Below are 15,729 nucleotides of genomic sequence, written 5' to 3' on the forward strand. Positions count from 1 at the left end.
GAAAATGGGTGTTTCGCCGAGTGCTGTCGATTGCCGCATTGTATGAACAATGAAGGCCTAATATGCATGTTCAGCCGCAGGCATATTAGCGACAGTCTCTTGAGGGTGACACAAAACCGTTCCCATGTATTCAACTATAAATATTATATAAATTCAGGGGGCAAAGTCAAGCGGTTTGCGTTATAAAAGTGTAGGACAATTTATAACATTCATCTTTAGGTTGTAAGTCCTACTGAACGAGCTCTGGTAATCGTGCATTTACTCTACTAATCGGGTATAGTAATAGAATGGTCATGACTGACAACAAAGAGGTGGCTGCTTATGGCAAGAAACAGTGACTCACAGTGGAAGATCGTATCGAAAAATGTGACACACAGCAAAGTGCAGCAGCCTAATCGAGAGCTCTTTCAAAGAGATGTACGTGAAAGGGACGAGTATAACATTAACGAATTGCTGAAGGAGTGCTTCCAACAATGGCTGGAAGAGACGCAGCAGACACGCTCGCCGCTCCTCCATTCTTATTTGGAATTATGCCAGGCTGACGGCCAACCGCTCATGCAAACAGGGCAAGCCAATCCAGTCGCATCGCATCCAGTCATAGAAGTGAAGATTACGATGCGATCAGACGATACTCAGCTGCTTGGCCTGCTACGTTTCAAGAAGCAGGAAATGAGCGATGAAGTGATCGCCCTCTTGCATGCTGCAGCGCTGCACATCAGACAAATCTTCTATCACCGGTATGATCTGGACCAAGCCGCGCAGCTGCTTATGCAGCACCAGAGGCGCATGCTTGACGAAAGCAGCCGCGACGTCTTGTTCCTCATTGCCAAGCGTCTCCATGATCAGAATGACGTCTCCAGCGTCCTTCAAGTGCTTCTGGAAGACTTCGCACAGCTATACCCGTACGCCGAATTTCAGCTGTATCTTTCCCAAGACCATGTAAATGTGGATCCACGGGTAAAGCCACTACTTCTGCGGCACGCGTTGGAAGACCTGAATGCGAAGGCGTTCCTGACAGGCTTGCCGAATCAAATGGAGGACGAGCAGGGCAAGATCAAGCTCGCTGTTCCCATGTGCGGCAAACAAGCTGTGTACGGCGTTCTAAGCATCGGTATGCAGGTTGAACGATGGGACGAGTCCGAGCTGGACGCATTGATCATGCTTGCAGATACGGCAGGCTCGGCATTCGAGAACGCAAAACTGTTCGAGCAATCTAATTTGCTAATTAGTGAGCTCCAGCTTATAAACGAATTAACGAAGCGGCTTAATCAATCGCTGCGGCTAAGCGAAGTGTTTGAGTTTGCCGTCAGTGAGCTGCTTTCTATATTTAAGGCGGATTACTGCAATATTTTGCAATTAAATAATGATGGAAAGTTTCAAGTTGTCGCGAGCAACTTGCCGCAAGAGGCGAATGAGTCGTATTCCACAAGATACGGATTTTGCGGAATGGTATACAGCACGAAAGAACCACTCATTATTGCCGATTATTGGTCCACGCGCATCGTCGATTCAAAGCTGATGGACGCGACCGGCTCAAGATCGCTTATCGCCGCGCCTTTAATGGCTGGATCAGACGTCGTTGGCGTTATTATGGTCTCACATCAGAATGCGAATTATTTCTCCTATGAGAACTACAAGCTGCTGCAAGTGCTGTCAACGCATATCGGGCTTGCAATCTCCAATGCGTCCTTGCATGCGGAGGTACGCCGAATGGTCATTACCGATAATCTGACCGGCTTGTATGCACGTCATTATTTGAACGAGAACATTCAAATTATGCAGCGCAAAGATCCCTACGGCTCACTCGTACTTGTAGATATTGATCATTTTAAGAAAGTGAATGACACTTACGGTCATTTGCATGGCGATAGCATCTTGGTGACGGTAAGCGAAGTGATCCGAGCATGTATCCGTGATAGCGATATTGCAGCAAGATGGGGTGGCGAGGAGCTTGCCGTATACTTGCCTAAGATACGTACAGCACAGGCTTATCGGATTGCGGAACGAATTCGCAGCATGGTGGAGCTTCATACGACCCCGGTTGTAACGGTTTCATGCGGCTTGTCGGAGTGGACGTTTGAGGATGAGAAAATTAGTGTAGAATCCCTTTTCAATAAAGCGGACGTGGCCTTATATGAAGCGAAAAAGAAGGGCCGCAACTGCATCGTCATTGGTTAACGGATATAGAGCAGAGAACGGGAGCGCCTCAGGTGCTTCCGTTTTTTTGTCGAAACGTAACCTTTTTCTGTCAGGATGGCGTTAGCCGTTTACACTTGCATAAAGCGAAGCTAGGCTACAGACGCTACAAGCAAAGTAATATGAGGAGGGATCTCAGATGAGAAAGATGCGAATAGTAACCTTTGGCTGTGTCCTGCTTATGCTGTCTGGATGTGGCAAAGCAGCTGACAATAAATCACCGCAGGAGCTGCTCTCCCTCTCGGTGTCTGGCTTATCTGGTGTTGATCGGTATGCTTTTACAGGAAAGACCGGCATTGGCTTTGGCAGTAGTGCGGCTGAGAGCAAAGCGACTTCGTTCGAAGGTACTGTCGAAAATCATAATCAGGTTCAGCTGAAAGCAAGTGAGAACGACACGTTGAGTTCAAATGTACGCCCACTCGAACTGCTCACTGAAGTGCAGAAGACTGCACAAACAACAGAACTCGTCGAATCAGAGTCTGGTACCCGGACTGCTGTGCTGCACATCAAGGCGAATGAGAAGCTTGTGAGCGAGAACTGGCGCAGTAAGCTGCGCAGTGAGTTCAGCGTGTTGGAGCAGAAGGTGCCTGCCGCCATTAGTGCCACGATGAAGAGTAAACAAGCGGTTGCTGCGAGCAAGAAGACAGAGCTTGAGAAGGCATGGCAAGAGGAGCTTACGAAGTCGAAGAGCCAGCTCGAGGTGATGCTGTCCACACTGCGCGTACAGTCGAATTACCGGCTGATCATCGACCGGAACAAGCTGCTGCCACTTCAACTGGAGGAGCAGACAGTACTCCGCTACAAGGCGGAAGGCGCGCAGCAACAGGAATCGCGGAAGACGCTGGTCAAGTTCATGCGCCAGGGCGGGGGCAATCTATAGCTTCGTGCATCCGAGTCAAAAAAATGGTAGGATAGAATTGAAATTCTTAAACTTTGGAGGTTTTATTAACCATGCGTGATCCCCGTATGCAGAAGCTTGCTCAGAACTTAGTTGGATACTCCATCAATGTACAGCCTGGAGAGAATGTCCTCATTGATATGATTGGCTCAGAGCGTGAACTTGCAAAATGTATCGTTGAAGAAGTGGCTAAAGCAGGCGGACGCCCCTTTGTAGAAACAAGCGACCGTTCGGTGCTTCGTTCGATGCTGATGAACGCGACAGAAGAACAAATCAAGCTGTGGGCATCATTCGATTTGGATCGTATGAAAGCGATGCAAGGCTATATCGCGATCCGTTCCGGTGAGAATATTAATTCCCTTGCTGACGTGCCAAGCGACAAAATGCGTCTTTATGAGAAGCATTACCGTCATCCAATTCACTCTGAGCAGCGCGTAAAACATACCAAATGGGTTGTGCTTCGTTACCCGAATGATTCCATGGCGCAGCTTGCAAACATGAGCACAGAAGCTTTTGAAGACTTCTACTTCGATGTATGTAATCTCGACTATGCGAAGATGGATAAAGCACAAGACCCACTGGCTGAGCTGATGGCGAAGACAGACAAAGTCCGCATCGTATCGCCAGGCACGGATTTGTCGTTCTCGATTAAAGGTATTGGCGCAAGTAAATGCTCCGGAGAACGCAACATCCCAGACGGCGAAGTGTTCAGTTGTCCGATCAAAGAATCCGTACAAGGCACAATTACATACAATGCGCCTTCGGTATATTCCGGTATTACGTTTGAGAACATCAAGTTCACGTTCAAGGACGGCAAAATCGTGGAAGCGACAAGCAACAATACCGAGAAGCTGAATGAAATTCTAGATACCGATGAAGGTGCTCGTTATATCGGTGAATTCAGCCTTGGCTTCAACCCGTACATTTTGCACCCAATGAAAGATATTTTGTTCGATGAGAAAATTTCCGGCAGCTTGCACTTCACGCCAGGCCAAGCTTATGAAGAGACAGATAACGGAAACCGTTCAGCGGTTCACTGGGATCTTGTCCTTATTCAAAGACCGGAATATGGCGGCGGAGAAGTGTACTTCGATGATCGTCTGATCCGTAAAGACGGCTTGTTCGTCATTCCAGAATTGGCTGGGCTCAACCCTGATAGTTTGATGTAAATAAGTCTTGTATGTGACTTTAAATCGGGTTATGATGAGGAAGTTAGCGATTCTAACTAAATTATGGAGGGATTCCCATGTCCAATAACGCGGCAATCGTAGATATTTCCCAAACGGCTAATAAATTCGTATCATCCATCGTACTTCAAGCCGAGAATAAATACATTGACGTTAAGAGTATTCTCGGTCTTTTCACAACATTGGTCGGCGGACTTTCCTACGAGCTTCACGTTCACGGCTCAGATGCAGAAGAAGCGAAAGCTGCTCTCTCTGAAGTGTTCGCGAAACATAATTTGAATGTTAAAGTTATTGAATAGTAAGCTGCTATAGTGAACCTGGAAGCGCCTTTGCTGAATAATCAGCGGGGCGCTTTTTTCGTTTGACCTTGTACATTACGTTCATTTCGACTAATATAAGATTATAAAATGTTTCGTAAGTAGCGCAGAAGGAGGAGTACGATGTCTTCATCCGATGTTCTTATTCACCTGCATCAAAAAGCGATCAATCTCCTTCACGAGGATGCCAATAAAATCGAGAAGTTAATCGAAGTGCAAATGGAAAATTTGGCAACGAGAAAATGTCCGCTATACGAAGAAGTGCTGGACACTCAAATATACGGTTTTTCCAAAGAAATCGATTTTGCAGTTCGAGCAGGACTTATTTCTGAAGTGGCAGGCAAAGAGATGATTAGCAAACTCGAGCGGAACTTGGCACAGCTCTATGAAGCACTAGGCAACTAACCGCTTAAATAGTGCGATGGTATCAGATAAGTATAAAGAATACATAAATTTTATACGTTCTGATATTATAACAAAGACGCTCCCTCATACGAGGGAGCGTCTTTGTTATATCGTTGGTTCGACTCGTCTACACGAGATAGAACGAGATGCCGAGGATAAGATAGACGATGAGGAGAAGCGCGCCTTCGTACCAGTTCGTCGTGCCGTCCTTCGAGATCGACTTGGCGATAAAGACGGATACGCCGATGGCCGCAAGCTCAATCGGGCTGAAGACGATGTCCATCGTCTTTCCGAACAGTGCACTGACAAGAATAAGGACTGGTGCAACGAATAGCGCGATCTGAAGGCTGCTTCCAACCGCGATTTCAACTGCAGCGCCGATCTTGTTCTTCATCGCTAGCATAACGGCTGCACTGTGCTCTGCGGCGTTACCGACAATGGCAATGAGGAATGCACCGACGAACACTTCTGAGAGCCCGAACTTGGCTGTGAACGAGTGCAATGTGCTAACTAGCCATTCAGAGACAAACGCGGTCATCAGGGTAGCCAAGACGAGATACATAATCGACTTGCCTTTGGACCAGGCAGGTTCTTCGCCATGATCTGGCGTCGTTTCTTCTTCGTCGGCCAAAATATCTTTGTGTGTCACCATCGAGAAGATGAGCCACAGTATGTAGGCGACAATCAGAATGCCAGCAATCGTTAAGCTAAGCATATTCGTCTTGTGCGTCGTGAAATGCTGTGTGGAGATAAAGATTGCCGGAATGCCAAGCGCGATAACGGCTAGAATCATCAAGGAAGAGTTATGGCTGGCAAGCTGTACATTGAAGCGTTGCTCTTTATATTTCAGGCCACCTAGCAGGACGCTGGCACCAAGAACAAGCAGCAGGTTACCGATGATGGAGCCGGTGATGCTCGCTTTAACCATATCGAATAAGCCTTCGCGTACAAGGAAGATGGCGATAATGAGCTCAGCTGCGTTACCGAACGTGGCGTTCAAGAATCCGCCGAGCCGTTGTCCCGCATAGTGTGCCACGCTCTCTGTCGCTTTTCCGAGAAAACCGGCGACGAACAGAATCGCAGCTGCGGAAATAATAAATTCAATAATCGTTCCGAAGTGGGCGTAATGGCTTATACCGCTGAGTACAAATAAAGATAGAAGCAATGTGAAAAACAATTTCTGGTTCAACGAAGCAGCACCTCTCTTAAGCATTTTGATGAAAATGGAAATCTGTTAACACTATAGCTGAAAATGGGTGTTGTGTAAACTTGTCGTCTCATCGTAACGATACCTTGATTCAAAAGTTGCGTTCTATTACAATGGAAACATAAGGTGAACAAGGAGTGAGTGGCATGACAGAAGAACTTCAAACAGGCATTATTCGTATTTCCGACGACGTAGTTGCCACGATCGCGGGATTGGCTGCACTTGAAACTCCAGGTATTGCTGCGATGTCCGGAGGGATCTCTGAAGGATTAGCAAAGCGTCTGAGCGGAAAAAACGCACAAAAAGGCGTATCTGTTGAGGTTGGCCAGTTGGAAGCGGCAATCGATCTGCGCATTATTGTGAAATATGGCATCCCGATTCAGGAAGTATGCCGCCAATTGCAGGAGAATGTCCGCGAGACGGTAACGAATATGACAGGCCTGCATGTAGTTGAGGTCAACATTAAGGTAGAAGGCGTTGCCTTCAAGGAAGATGAAGCACCAGAAGAAGCTGCGCGTCTGAAGTAATCAGCTCGGTCCAAATGTCAAAAGGCATGCTCATATGAGCATGCCTTTTGTTTATTTACGAGCAGAGTGCTGCGGTCGTAAGGTTTGGGTGTGTTTGGCAGTTGTTCGTGATTGCTGCGGCTTCTCCGGGCGATTGTACTCGCGCGAAATGCTGAGCAACACGCCCATGCCAAGCAAGGAAACGATCAGTGACGAACCGCCGTGGCTGATGAACGGGAGCGTGACCCCAGTAAGCGGAATCGCGCCAGTTACGCCGCCGATATTGACGAGTGCTTGTACCGCAAACAACCCGATAATGCCGACGCCGACTATGGTGCCATACGTGTCCGGGCACCTCAGTGCGACAAGTAAACCTCGCCACAGGAAGAACAGATAGAAGAGCAGGAACAGCAAGCTTCCAATAAATCCGAATTCTTCGGCTATGACGGAGAAGATAAAATCACTGTACGCATAAGGCAAGTAGTGCAGCTTCTGGACGCTGTGTCCGAAGCCTGCGCCGGTAATGCTGCCATGTCCAAGCGCCTGCAGGGAGCGAGAAAGCTGATAGGTGCTGTTCTGCTCGTCCGATGTCGGATCCATAAACGCGGTAAATCGGTTAATCCGGTATTCCCAGCCCGTTGGATCCTTCATGATGGAGATGCTGGCCCATGCACCAACAAGTGACGAAATAATAATGCCTGCGAGAAACAGCTGCTTCAGGTTGGCGCCGCCTGCAACGATAATAATAAGCGAACAAGCACCAATGACGATACATGCGCCAAGATCGGGCTGCATCATAATAAGCCCGCAGATGAAACCGATGATGATGAAGACGGGAACGAGGCCTTTCTTGAAATCCCGAAAGTTATCGCCTTTCTTGGAGATCAAAGAGCCTAAATAAAGGATAAGTCCAAGCTTTGCAAATTCAGTCGGTTGTATGCCAAGAGAACCGACGCCAAACCAGCTGCGTGCGCCGTTCAATTCTTTCCCTATGAAAGGAACAAGAATGAGCATAATCAGAACGGGGATAAAGTAGAGGATGAACCCTTTTTTAAAAACCGTATAGGGTATGTTCATGATGACGAACATGGAGACGATGCCCATAACGGCCCAAATTAACTGGCGCTTCGTGAAATACAAGGCATCAAAATTGGAGCTTTTGGAAATGACCGCTGTGTTCGAGCTGGCGCTGAATACCATTACAAGGCCGAAGCCGACGAGCAGCAGCGTAAGAACGAGTAATAAGAAATCCGGCCTGCCGCGCAGGCCGTTATTCTTCTGTTTCATTGGTTGTTGTGGACTCATCGCCCATTAAGCAAGCAATTTCTTCAATTCTTGCAGACGTTGATTAGCAGAGTTAAGAATCGCTTGAGGTACTGGCGACTCATAATCCAAGCCGTGCGGGAATGTAGCGCGTCCGATATAGACGGATTCCACTTGAAGCACAGCGTGCGATGATTCCAGCTTGCCCTCAATTGCGCGGACATTGAAGCGCAGGAAGTAATCTTCGCGGTTAGTGCGGTCTTCCAGCTTCAAATCATAAGTAGCGCGATAATATTCCCATTGCCAGCGGACGAAGCCAAGCTTCTCCGAGGACTCGTCAAGATGCGCAAGGTCACTAGTCATGCCATTCAGGCCTGTATTCTCAATAATCATGTGGGGTGCGTCCTCCTTCAAGCTTCAAAACAGGTTTTCTTCTTATCCATGATAGTATTTTTCACCTGCTAGTGCAAGCCTTCCTCGTGCGACAACCATGCGCCAAAAGTGACATTTTATCGAAAAATGTTCCCATTATTTAACCAAAACGTATCTTTCGGTATCTTCTATCAGTCTGCTACAATAGGGAGATAAAGTCATTAGGGCGCAAGGAGGTTTGTTAGCGTGGATAATACAGCAACAACAGAAGCACAGCTGCAAACTATATACCCTCAAATGGTGCAGTGGCGCCGTTATTTGCATCAGCATCCGGAGGTTTCATTTCATGAAGAGGAAACTTCGCGCTGGATCGCCGAGCGTCTGAAGGAAATGGGCATTGATGTGCAAGTAGGTGTTGGCGGAGGCTACGGGCTGATTGCGACGATTAAAGGTGGAAAGCCTGGTCCAGTCGTAGGGCTGCGTTGCGATATCGACGCCTTGCCGATTCAGGACGAGAAGAAAACAGACTATATCTCGACCGTTCCAGGTGTCATGCATGCATGCGGGCATGATGCGCATACATCGACGATGCTCGCGATTGCGAGCTACTATAACGCGAATAAAGAAGCAATTACCGGTGAGCGTAGGCTGATCTTCCAGCCAGCGGAGGAAGTGTCGCCAGGGGGTGCGAAGAGCATGATCGAAGCAGGCGCGCTTGATGGCGTCGATGCGATCTATGGCGTGCATCTATGGACGCCGATGCCTTATGGAACGGCGGCAACGAGGCCAGGACCGTTCATGGCTGCGCCGGATGAGATCTACATTGATATTACTGGAAAAGGCGGACATGGTGGACTGCCGCATGAGACTATTGATGCGATCTTGGTCGGCTCGGCAATGGTACAGGCTATTCAATCTGTCGTAAGCCGCAATGTCAATCCGCTTGATCCAGCAGTTGTATCCATCGGTTCATTTCAAGCGGGTTCGACTGCAAATGTCATCGCAGAGCGATGCAGGATGGTAGGGACGGTTAGAACGTTCACGGAAGAGGTTCGCGCCTTTATTAAGGAGAGGCTGTCGGTCATTGTGAGCCAAACGGCGGCGATGTACGGCGCTACTGCGACTTTTGAATATCGGGACGGGTATCCGCCGGTGGTGAATGATGCGAATGAAGCAGCACGTTTCTTCAAGGTCGCGCCTTCCGAATTCGGGGATGCTTGTGTATCGGAATCGCCGCTTATTATGGCAGGTGAAGATTTCACGTATTATCTTCGAGAGGTTCCCGGATGCTTCATGTTCGTCGGAGCAGGCGGTGAAGCATGCGGTGCGACATACCCACATCACCATCCGCGCTTCGATATTGATGAGCGAGCGATGCTGCGTGCTGCCAAGCTGATGATTGCAATGGCGGATGATTATGCGTCGGAAGCTACTTCTTGCGCTTGAGGCTATTGATGCATGAGGGAGTCACGTCAAGGCTAACCTAACGGATGAAGCAATGCTGCAAACGTCGTGCGGCTACTTCATTAAGAAGGGAGCAATAGTCAAGTGACGAGACTTGTGAAAGATCTGATGTCCACGAACTGTGTGACAGCCACACTGCTCGATAACGTGTATGAGCTTGCTGTTCTGATGAGGGACCATGATATTGGTTTTGTGCCGATCGTTGACGGACAGAAGCTGATCGGAATCGTGACGGACCGGGATTTGGTCGTCCGCGGCTATGCGGAGAAGCATTCAGGTTCGACAGCGGTTTCTGAAGTCATTACGACCGATATTCGAACGATTGATTCGAATACGACCGTCGATGATGCGGCTCGAATGATGGCCGATCACCAGATCAGGCGCCTCCCCGTTGTGCAGGATGGCAATCTTGTTGGCATCGTTTCGATTGGAGATTTGGCCGTGCGCGAAATATTCGTGAACGAAGCGGGCGATGCGCTAAGCAGCATTTCGCAGCAGCATGGCGGGGATATACAGCATCAAACGGTACACTAAGAGGAACGCGATTTAGCCTTTTCCGGCTGGATCGCGTATTTTTTTGCATAATTTTGTAGCTTTCATTGGATACTTGAATCATAGGCACATTAGGACAACTATGGATAAAATGCTTGCGATTCAGGGGGATGATGCGGGTGATGAAACGTGAAGACAAGCCCTTATGCGTACAGGCAGACTTTACTGTACTGCTGGATGACCGGCACGCAGATGCGGAGGTCGCCCGCGTGCAGCTGAGCCGCTTCGCTGATTTAACGAAGCGACCCGGACATATCCATACGTACCGTATTACACCAATGTCGATTTGGAACGCCGCTTCGGCGGGCATGATGCCGAAAGAAATGATTCGGGCGCTTGGCGAGAATAGCTGCTACGAGCTGCCGCTCCAGGTGACGAGCGGCATTCGAAAGCTTGCAGAGCGTTATGGCAAGCTGATGCTTCAGCTGACCGCAGAAGGCATGCTGATGCTGCTCGGTGAGGAAGAGCTGCTAAGTACGCTTCGGGCGAATAAGACGATCAGTGAGCTGTTGCGCGGAGCTGACCATCTTGGTGAAGGAAGCCTCATCGTCCGTCCTGAAGCAAGAGGGCTGCTGAAGCAGGAGCTGACCCGTCTCGGCTATCCGGTGCTAGATTTGGCGGGCTACCGGCATGGTGAAGCGCTTGATGTCTCTTTAACAGAGCGGACAGCGGCAGGAAGATCGTTCGAGCTGCGTGATTATCAGCTGCGGGCTGTTAATTTATTTTATCTAGAGGGACAGGCTGACGGCGGCAGCGGTGTGCTTGTCCTCCCTTGCGGAGCAGGCAAGACGGTTATTGGCATTGCGGCGCTTGCAAGGCTGCGCTGTGACACGCTTATACTGACATCGAATGTGACCTCCGTGCAGCAATGGAAGGCAGAGCTTCTCGATAAGACGACGCTGACGGAAGATAAAATCGGCACCTATGCGGCAGATTCGAAGGACGTTAAGCCGGTAACGATTGCGACCTATCAAATATTGACGAGCCGCAGGCAGAAGACCGACGAATACAGCCATATGCGACTTTTTCAGGAGCGGAACTGGGGACTAATTGTATATGATGAGGTGCATCTGCTGCCAGCGCCTGTTTTTCGGATGACGGCAGATTTGCAAGCGACAAGGCGACTGGGCCTTACGGCAACGCTAGTCCGTGAGGATGGGCGGGAAGAGGACGTCTTCTCGCTGATTGGACCGAAGCGCTTCGACTTGCCGTGGAAGACGCTGGAGCAGCGGAAGTACATCGCCTCGCTGACTTGTACGGAAATCCGGCTGCCGCTCGCGCATGAGGAGCTTGAAGGCTATGTCGCTGCAGAAGAAAAGACGAAGGTGCGTGTAGCAGGCGAGAATTCCGCCAAGATCGAGGTCGTACGCGAGCTGCTGCGTTATCATGTAGGCAAACCTGCACTTGTCATTGGTCAATATCTAACACAGCTGCACCGGCTCGCAGAGGAACTGCAGGCGCCGATCTTGACTGGCGAGCTGCCTCATGAGGAGCGGGCGAAGCTATACGAGCAGTTTAAGGCGGGTGAAATACCGGTGCTTGTCGTCTCGAAGGTTGCGAATTTCGCCGTTGATTTGCCAGACGCAGCCGTTGCGATACAAGTATCGGGCAGCTACGGTTCTAGACAGGAAGAGGCTCAGCGAATTGGGCGCATTCTGAGACCGAAATCTGGTGACAATCGAGCGTGGTTTTATACGGTTGTTTCTGATCATACGAAGGAAACGGAGTATGCGAGTAGACGCCAGCTTTTCTTACTTGAGCAAGGCTATCGGTATAACCTGCGCGAGTGGGATGAGATGAAGGATGAATTGTCTTATGAGGATGACGAAGTGAGCCGGGAGGCAGCACAGTGAAGCTTGATGAGATTGCAGGAAAGCTGACTGAAGAGCAGAAGCTTCAATTTGAAGCACATCCTTTGTGGAACGGAATGAACGAATTCATATGGCCGATATCGCTGATAACGAGTACATGCGCGAGAGAAGTATGGCTAAGGCTGAATGATCCGGATCATTATGTGCTTGAAGTGATCCTGCTCGGGTTCGGACACTCGCTGTTCAGCGAGGAGCAGCTCCTTCAGGCAGCGAAACCGCGGCTCGCAGGGTCCGAGCTGCGAATTGGACTGCTTCACCTGCAAGAAGCAGGCATCGTGTTCGCTGTACGTAGAGGTTGGGGCGAGAAACTGTACGGAGTCCCGAGTGATCTGTATACGGTCTGGTTTCATGCCATGCAAGATCGGAAAAGGTTGCCTGCAATGCCGGAGATAGATTCCTATGATATTGTTCCGATAGATGGGAGTGTCGGCTATGTACCGCCATTAAGCGTTCAGCTGCTTCATGCGATGGCTGCTCTACAGCATACGGGGATGAAGCGGACGACGCGAGGTGTGCTCGCGAAGCGCGCAATCGAAAGTGCTACGGCCCAGCTGCATTACGACAATGAGCGGCTGCTTGGCGTTGCAGAGCTGACGCAGGCGGACGCTGCGCAGCTGTATCCGCTGCCGCTAGCGATTATGCTTCAGCTCGCCGTGCAAGAGGGGTGGCTCATCGAACGAGCATCCGCCTATTATATAAACCAAGCGGGTTGGGAGAATTGGCTAGAGCAGCGAGCTCCTAAACGTGAAGAGAGGTTGCTTCTGCAGATCATTGAGCTGCTCAGCAGCCGGAACGCTGCTGCTGCAGTTGGCGCAGCCCAGTTGTTTACGCAATCGGAAGCATATATCTGGTACAGAGCCGCCGATGTGGAAGCGCGGCTGGACCGTGCAAGCAGCGCTGTCTTAACAAAGCCGCCACAATCAACAATTGCGGTATGGTGCCAGCTGCTTCGCACCTTAGGCTATATGGAAGTTGCGGAGGACGAGTTCGGGGCTGCTGTGTTTCGATGGTTGCTTCAACCGATCGAGCTTGGTGTACGCGACGATGTCAACGACAAAGCCAACGACAACGACAACGATTGCGATAACGAGGACGAGGACGACAACCACAACGACAAAGCCAACGACGAGGAAGTCATCAGGCGCTTCGAAGCGGCTGCAATTCAATTCACGCCAGACGGTGATATCTACGTACAAGAGGATTGCCCTTATTCAGTCAGATGGCAGCTCGAACTCATTGCGGAGCGGCGCAGGACGGATCGTGTTACCGTCTACCGGATGACGGAGCGCAGTTACAAGCGTACCGCTGAACAGGGGATAGGTACAGGTGAGGTGATTCATATGCTGGAAGCTGCTGCAGATGAGCCTTTACCGGAGACGATGAGGGCAGCGATTTCTATCGGGATGAGCGCTCATACTGCGGTGCTAGCACCTGTTCCAGAACCGGTATCCGTTACGTTGCATGGTTCAAATCCGAGCGAGTGCGAGCCATCTCTTCTAGTACTTGGAAGCCAATCCTATGAGATCATCATTGAACACAAGGCAGTCCGTTCATTGTTTGCAGGCATTGAATCCGTTCCAGCGATGTGGATGAAACAATTCCGCAGCTATCATCTGTCAACGCGAAGGGAACTGATGGAACAGGCGTTAAGCTGGCGAGCGGCGGTTAAACTAAGCTGTGAAGGCCAAATCAAGCCTTTTATTCCTGAACGAATCGTCGATGAAGATGATAAATGGGCGGTTATTGGCTATTTGCAGGAGGGAGGCAGCTGCCTGCCCATCAAGCTTCAACCGGACATGTGGCAGGAAATGATGCTCGTGCTGCCGGAAGGTACGTTCCATAACGCTCAATAATTAGGTTCTCCCGTTTCTTCTTATCTATCGTTATGATATGATGTTGGAAGTAGGCGCCAGCCTACAAGTTCATAAAGGGGCGGATATGTTTGAGAACGATATCATTATCAAACCCTGACAGCCTAGAAATGAACTTGCCCACCTATGAAGCATTCGATGCTTACGGAGGAAGTCAAGATTCAACGCTGGATATGGGTCAGCTGCTGTTAAACGCCTATGAAATTGGCGATATGATAAACCAGTCGGCTGAAGTAGCCGAATTCGCATATTGGAAACAAGTTGTCGACCAGAACGATCAGGTGCATGAGCTTGTGAAGCAGTTCAATAAAGCGAAGGAGCTGTTCGTGGAATGCGAGCGGTTCGGACGTTTCCATCCCGACTACAACTCGGCGAAGGATAAAGTTGTCGCAATCGAGCATCAGCTCGGGGAGATTGAATGTGTGAGCAAGTACAAGGCAGCTGAACAGGCTGTAGATGACATGCTGCATGATATTGCGAAAGAAATTGCGTTCTCGGTTTCCGAGACGATCAAAGTGCCGAGCAATGATCCGCTGCCTAAGGGCGGCGGCTGTGGAAGCGGCGGGTCGTGCAGCTGCGGGAGCGGCGGCTGCGGTTAGTTTTACAAGAGGGGAAACGGGGGGCTTACATGTTTTCGGAACGTGTCGGTTATATCGTGTGGGTCAGCGATCTGAAGGCAGCCCGCACATTAGAGAAATACGGCACCGTTCATTATATGTCGCGCAAGATGCATTACGTCGTCATGTATATGAACGCGGATCGTGCAGAAGAGGTAATTCGCAATATGGGCCGGCTTCCGTTTGTGAAGCGGATAGAGCGTTCATTCCGCAATGAAATCAAAACCGAATACACACAAGGTGTTCCAGATAAAACTCGGTTTTATAGTTTATAGTCCAGCATCAAAGTCTTGCCAGTATAGATGGCGAGGCTTTTTTTTATGGCATACAAACCCAGTTAGTCCCATAATTGGATCAGTGTTATTTTAATCTTGAAATATCAGACAGGCATGCTACAATAAAATGGAAAGTACATATAGATAATAAGTCCTACTTCCAAAGGAGGGGTGGATTGCGGTGAAAGACAAGATGACAGAACGATGGAGCACCTATGAAACATTTCACATCGCACTTGGTGACAAGAAAGTTGCGGATATCGTCATCACGAACCACGCTAAGAGCCGATGGGGTGATCGTGTCGAAAGCGAGAAGACCGGCTTCGAGGACATTGCTGATTTTATGTGGCAAACACTGAAGCAGGGGCGTGTAGAGCCTTATTATCGCAATGAACAGGACGTGTACTTAATTGATGACGATCTTGTATTCGTCGCCGAGTTTACGGTCGTTGAGAATGAAACTGATCTCGCTGGCGGTCCGCTCCACAAGATGATTGTCGTTACCTTCCTCGGTAGAATGTCTGAGACTATAGAACTACGTGATTTGAAATCGTATTATTCATGGTTAAGGCATTCCAGAAGAATGACATTAATTAAAAATAGCAGGAAGCGGAAATAATAACTTACATTAATTGGCTAAGTTAAAGCGTGGGCGTCACAGGCTCATGCTTTTTGCATTATAAAGGCGATGACAGCTTCCCGGATTGTTGTATAATGGTTCCAAAGAG

General features: G+C 49.3%; 16 protein-coding genes. 13 read left to right on the plus strand and 3 right to left on the minus strand.

Annotated features, from left to right (window positions below; all coding sequences use genetic code 11):
- Positions 1-321: 321 nt before the first annotated feature.
- The 5 genes from BMY11_RS03450 (at position 322) to BMY11_RS03470 (ending at position 5,003) form a co-directional block, all read left to right on the plus strand.
- Positions 322-2,178, plus strand: coding sequence for a sensor domain-containing diguanylate cyclase (locus BMY11_RS03450; protein WP_090573051.1), 1,857 nt, complete (start codon positions 322-324; stop codon positions 2,176-2,178).
- A 157-nt stretch (positions 2,179-2,335) separates the two neighbouring features.
- Positions 2,336-3,076 (plus strand): hypothetical protein, encoded by a 741-nt coding sequence (locus BMY11_RS03455; protein ID WP_090573052.1) that lies wholly within the window; start codon positions 2,336-2,338, stop codon positions 3,074-3,076.
- Positions 3,077-3,147: 71 nt separating this feature from the next.
- Positions 3,148-4,263 carry an aminopeptidase gene (locus BMY11_RS03460; protein ID WP_090573053.1) on the plus strand — a complete coding sequence of 372 codons (1,116 nt, stop codon included), beginning with the start codon at positions 3,148-3,150 and terminating at the stop codon, positions 4,261-4,263.
- A 77-nt stretch (positions 4,264-4,340) separates the two neighbouring features.
- Positions 4,341-4,580 (plus strand): HPr family phosphocarrier protein, encoded by a 240-nt coding sequence (locus tag BMY11_RS03465; RefSeq protein WP_090573054.1) that lies wholly within the window; start codon positions 4,341-4,343, stop codon positions 4,578-4,580.
- A gap of 141 nt (positions 4,581-4,721) precedes the next feature.
- Positions 4,722-5,003: an Fpa/YlaN family protein gene (locus BMY11_RS03470; RefSeq protein WP_090573055.1), complete on the plus strand. Its 282-nt coding sequence runs from the start codon at positions 4,722-4,724 to the stop codon at positions 5,001-5,003.
- A gap of 127 nt (positions 5,004-5,130) precedes the next feature.
- Here BMY11_RS03470 and cax read toward each other — a convergent pair whose 3' ends face one another.
- Positions 5,131-6,192 carry a calcium/proton exchanger gene (gene cax, locus BMY11_RS03475; RefSeq protein WP_090573056.1) on the minus strand — a complete coding sequence of 354 codons (1,062 nt, stop codon included), beginning with the start codon at positions 6,190-6,192 and terminating at the stop codon, positions 5,131-5,133.
- A 164-nt stretch (positions 6,193-6,356) separates the two neighbouring features.
- Between cax and BMY11_RS03480 the strand changes: the two genes are divergently transcribed.
- The gene (locus tag BMY11_RS03480) at positions 6,357-6,737 is read left to right on the plus strand and encodes an Asp23/Gls24 family envelope stress response protein (RefSeq protein WP_090573057.1); all 381 of its coding nucleotides are present in this window, start codon (positions 6,357-6,359) and stop codon (positions 6,735-6,737) included.
- A gap of 51 nt (positions 6,738-6,788) precedes the next feature.
- Here BMY11_RS03480 and ftsW read toward each other — a convergent pair whose 3' ends face one another.
- Together ftsW and BMY11_RS03490 are read right to left on the minus strand one after the other, a co-directional pair.
- A complete protein-coding gene (gene ftsW, locus BMY11_RS03485; protein WP_090573058.1) occupies positions 6,789-8,003 on the minus strand; it encodes a putative lipid II flippase FtsW in 1,215 nt (404 codons plus the stop codon).
- A gap of 24 nt (positions 8,004-8,027) precedes the next feature.
- On the minus strand, positions 8,028-8,372 hold the full coding sequence (locus BMY11_RS03490) for a YugN family protein (RefSeq protein WP_090573059.1): 345 nt from the start codon (positions 8,370-8,372) through the stop codon (positions 8,028-8,030).
- A 225-nt stretch (positions 8,373-8,597) separates the two neighbouring features.
- Here BMY11_RS03490 and BMY11_RS03495 point away from each other — a divergent pair, with 225 nt between their 5' ends.
- The 7 genes from BMY11_RS03495 (at position 8,598) to BMY11_RS03525 (ending at position 15,620) form a co-directional block, all read left to right on the plus strand.
- Positions 8,598-9,797 (plus strand): amidohydrolase, encoded by a 1,200-nt coding sequence (locus BMY11_RS03495; RefSeq protein WP_371262751.1) that lies wholly within the window; start codon positions 8,598-8,600, stop codon positions 9,795-9,797.
- Positions 9,798-9,899: 102 nt separating this feature from the next.
- The gene (locus BMY11_RS03500) at positions 9,900-10,349 is read left to right on the plus strand and encodes a CBS domain-containing protein (RefSeq protein WP_256217288.1); all 450 of its coding nucleotides are present in this window, start codon (positions 9,900-9,902) and stop codon (positions 10,347-10,349) included.
- Between the two features lie 131 nt (positions 10,350-10,480).
- A complete protein-coding gene (locus tag BMY11_RS03505; protein WP_256217321.1) occupies positions 10,481-12,220 on the plus strand; it encodes a DNA repair helicase XPB in 1,740 nt (579 codons plus the stop codon).
- Positions 12,217-14,091, plus strand: a complete 1,875-nt coding sequence (locus BMY11_RS03510) for a helicase-associated domain-containing protein (RefSeq protein WP_090573061.1) — start codon at positions 12,217-12,219, stop codon at positions 14,089-14,091. Before BMY11_RS03505 ends, BMY11_RS03510 begins: the two co-directional genes overlap by 4 nt.
- A 128-nt stretch (positions 14,092-14,219) precedes the next feature.
- A complete protein-coding gene (locus tag BMY11_RS03515) occupies positions 14,220-14,708 on the plus strand; it encodes a YlbF/YmcA family competence regulator (protein ID WP_090573062.1) in 489 nt (162 codons plus the stop codon).
- A gap of 29 nt (positions 14,709-14,737) precedes the next feature.
- Positions 14,738-15,001, plus strand: coding sequence for a YlbG family protein (locus BMY11_RS03520; RefSeq protein WP_090573063.1), 264 nt, complete (start codon positions 14,738-14,740; stop codon positions 14,999-15,001).
- A gap of 181 nt (positions 15,002-15,182) precedes the next feature.
- Positions 15,183-15,620 (plus strand): hypothetical protein, encoded by a 438-nt coding sequence (locus BMY11_RS03525; RefSeq protein ID WP_090573064.1) that lies wholly within the window; start codon positions 15,183-15,185, stop codon positions 15,618-15,620.
- Positions 15,621-15,729 lie beyond the last annotated feature (109 nt).

The organism is Paenibacillus sp. OV219, from assembly GCF_900110075.1.
GTDB lineage: Bacteria > Bacillota > Bacilli > Paenibacillales > Paenibacillaceae > Paenibacillus_Z.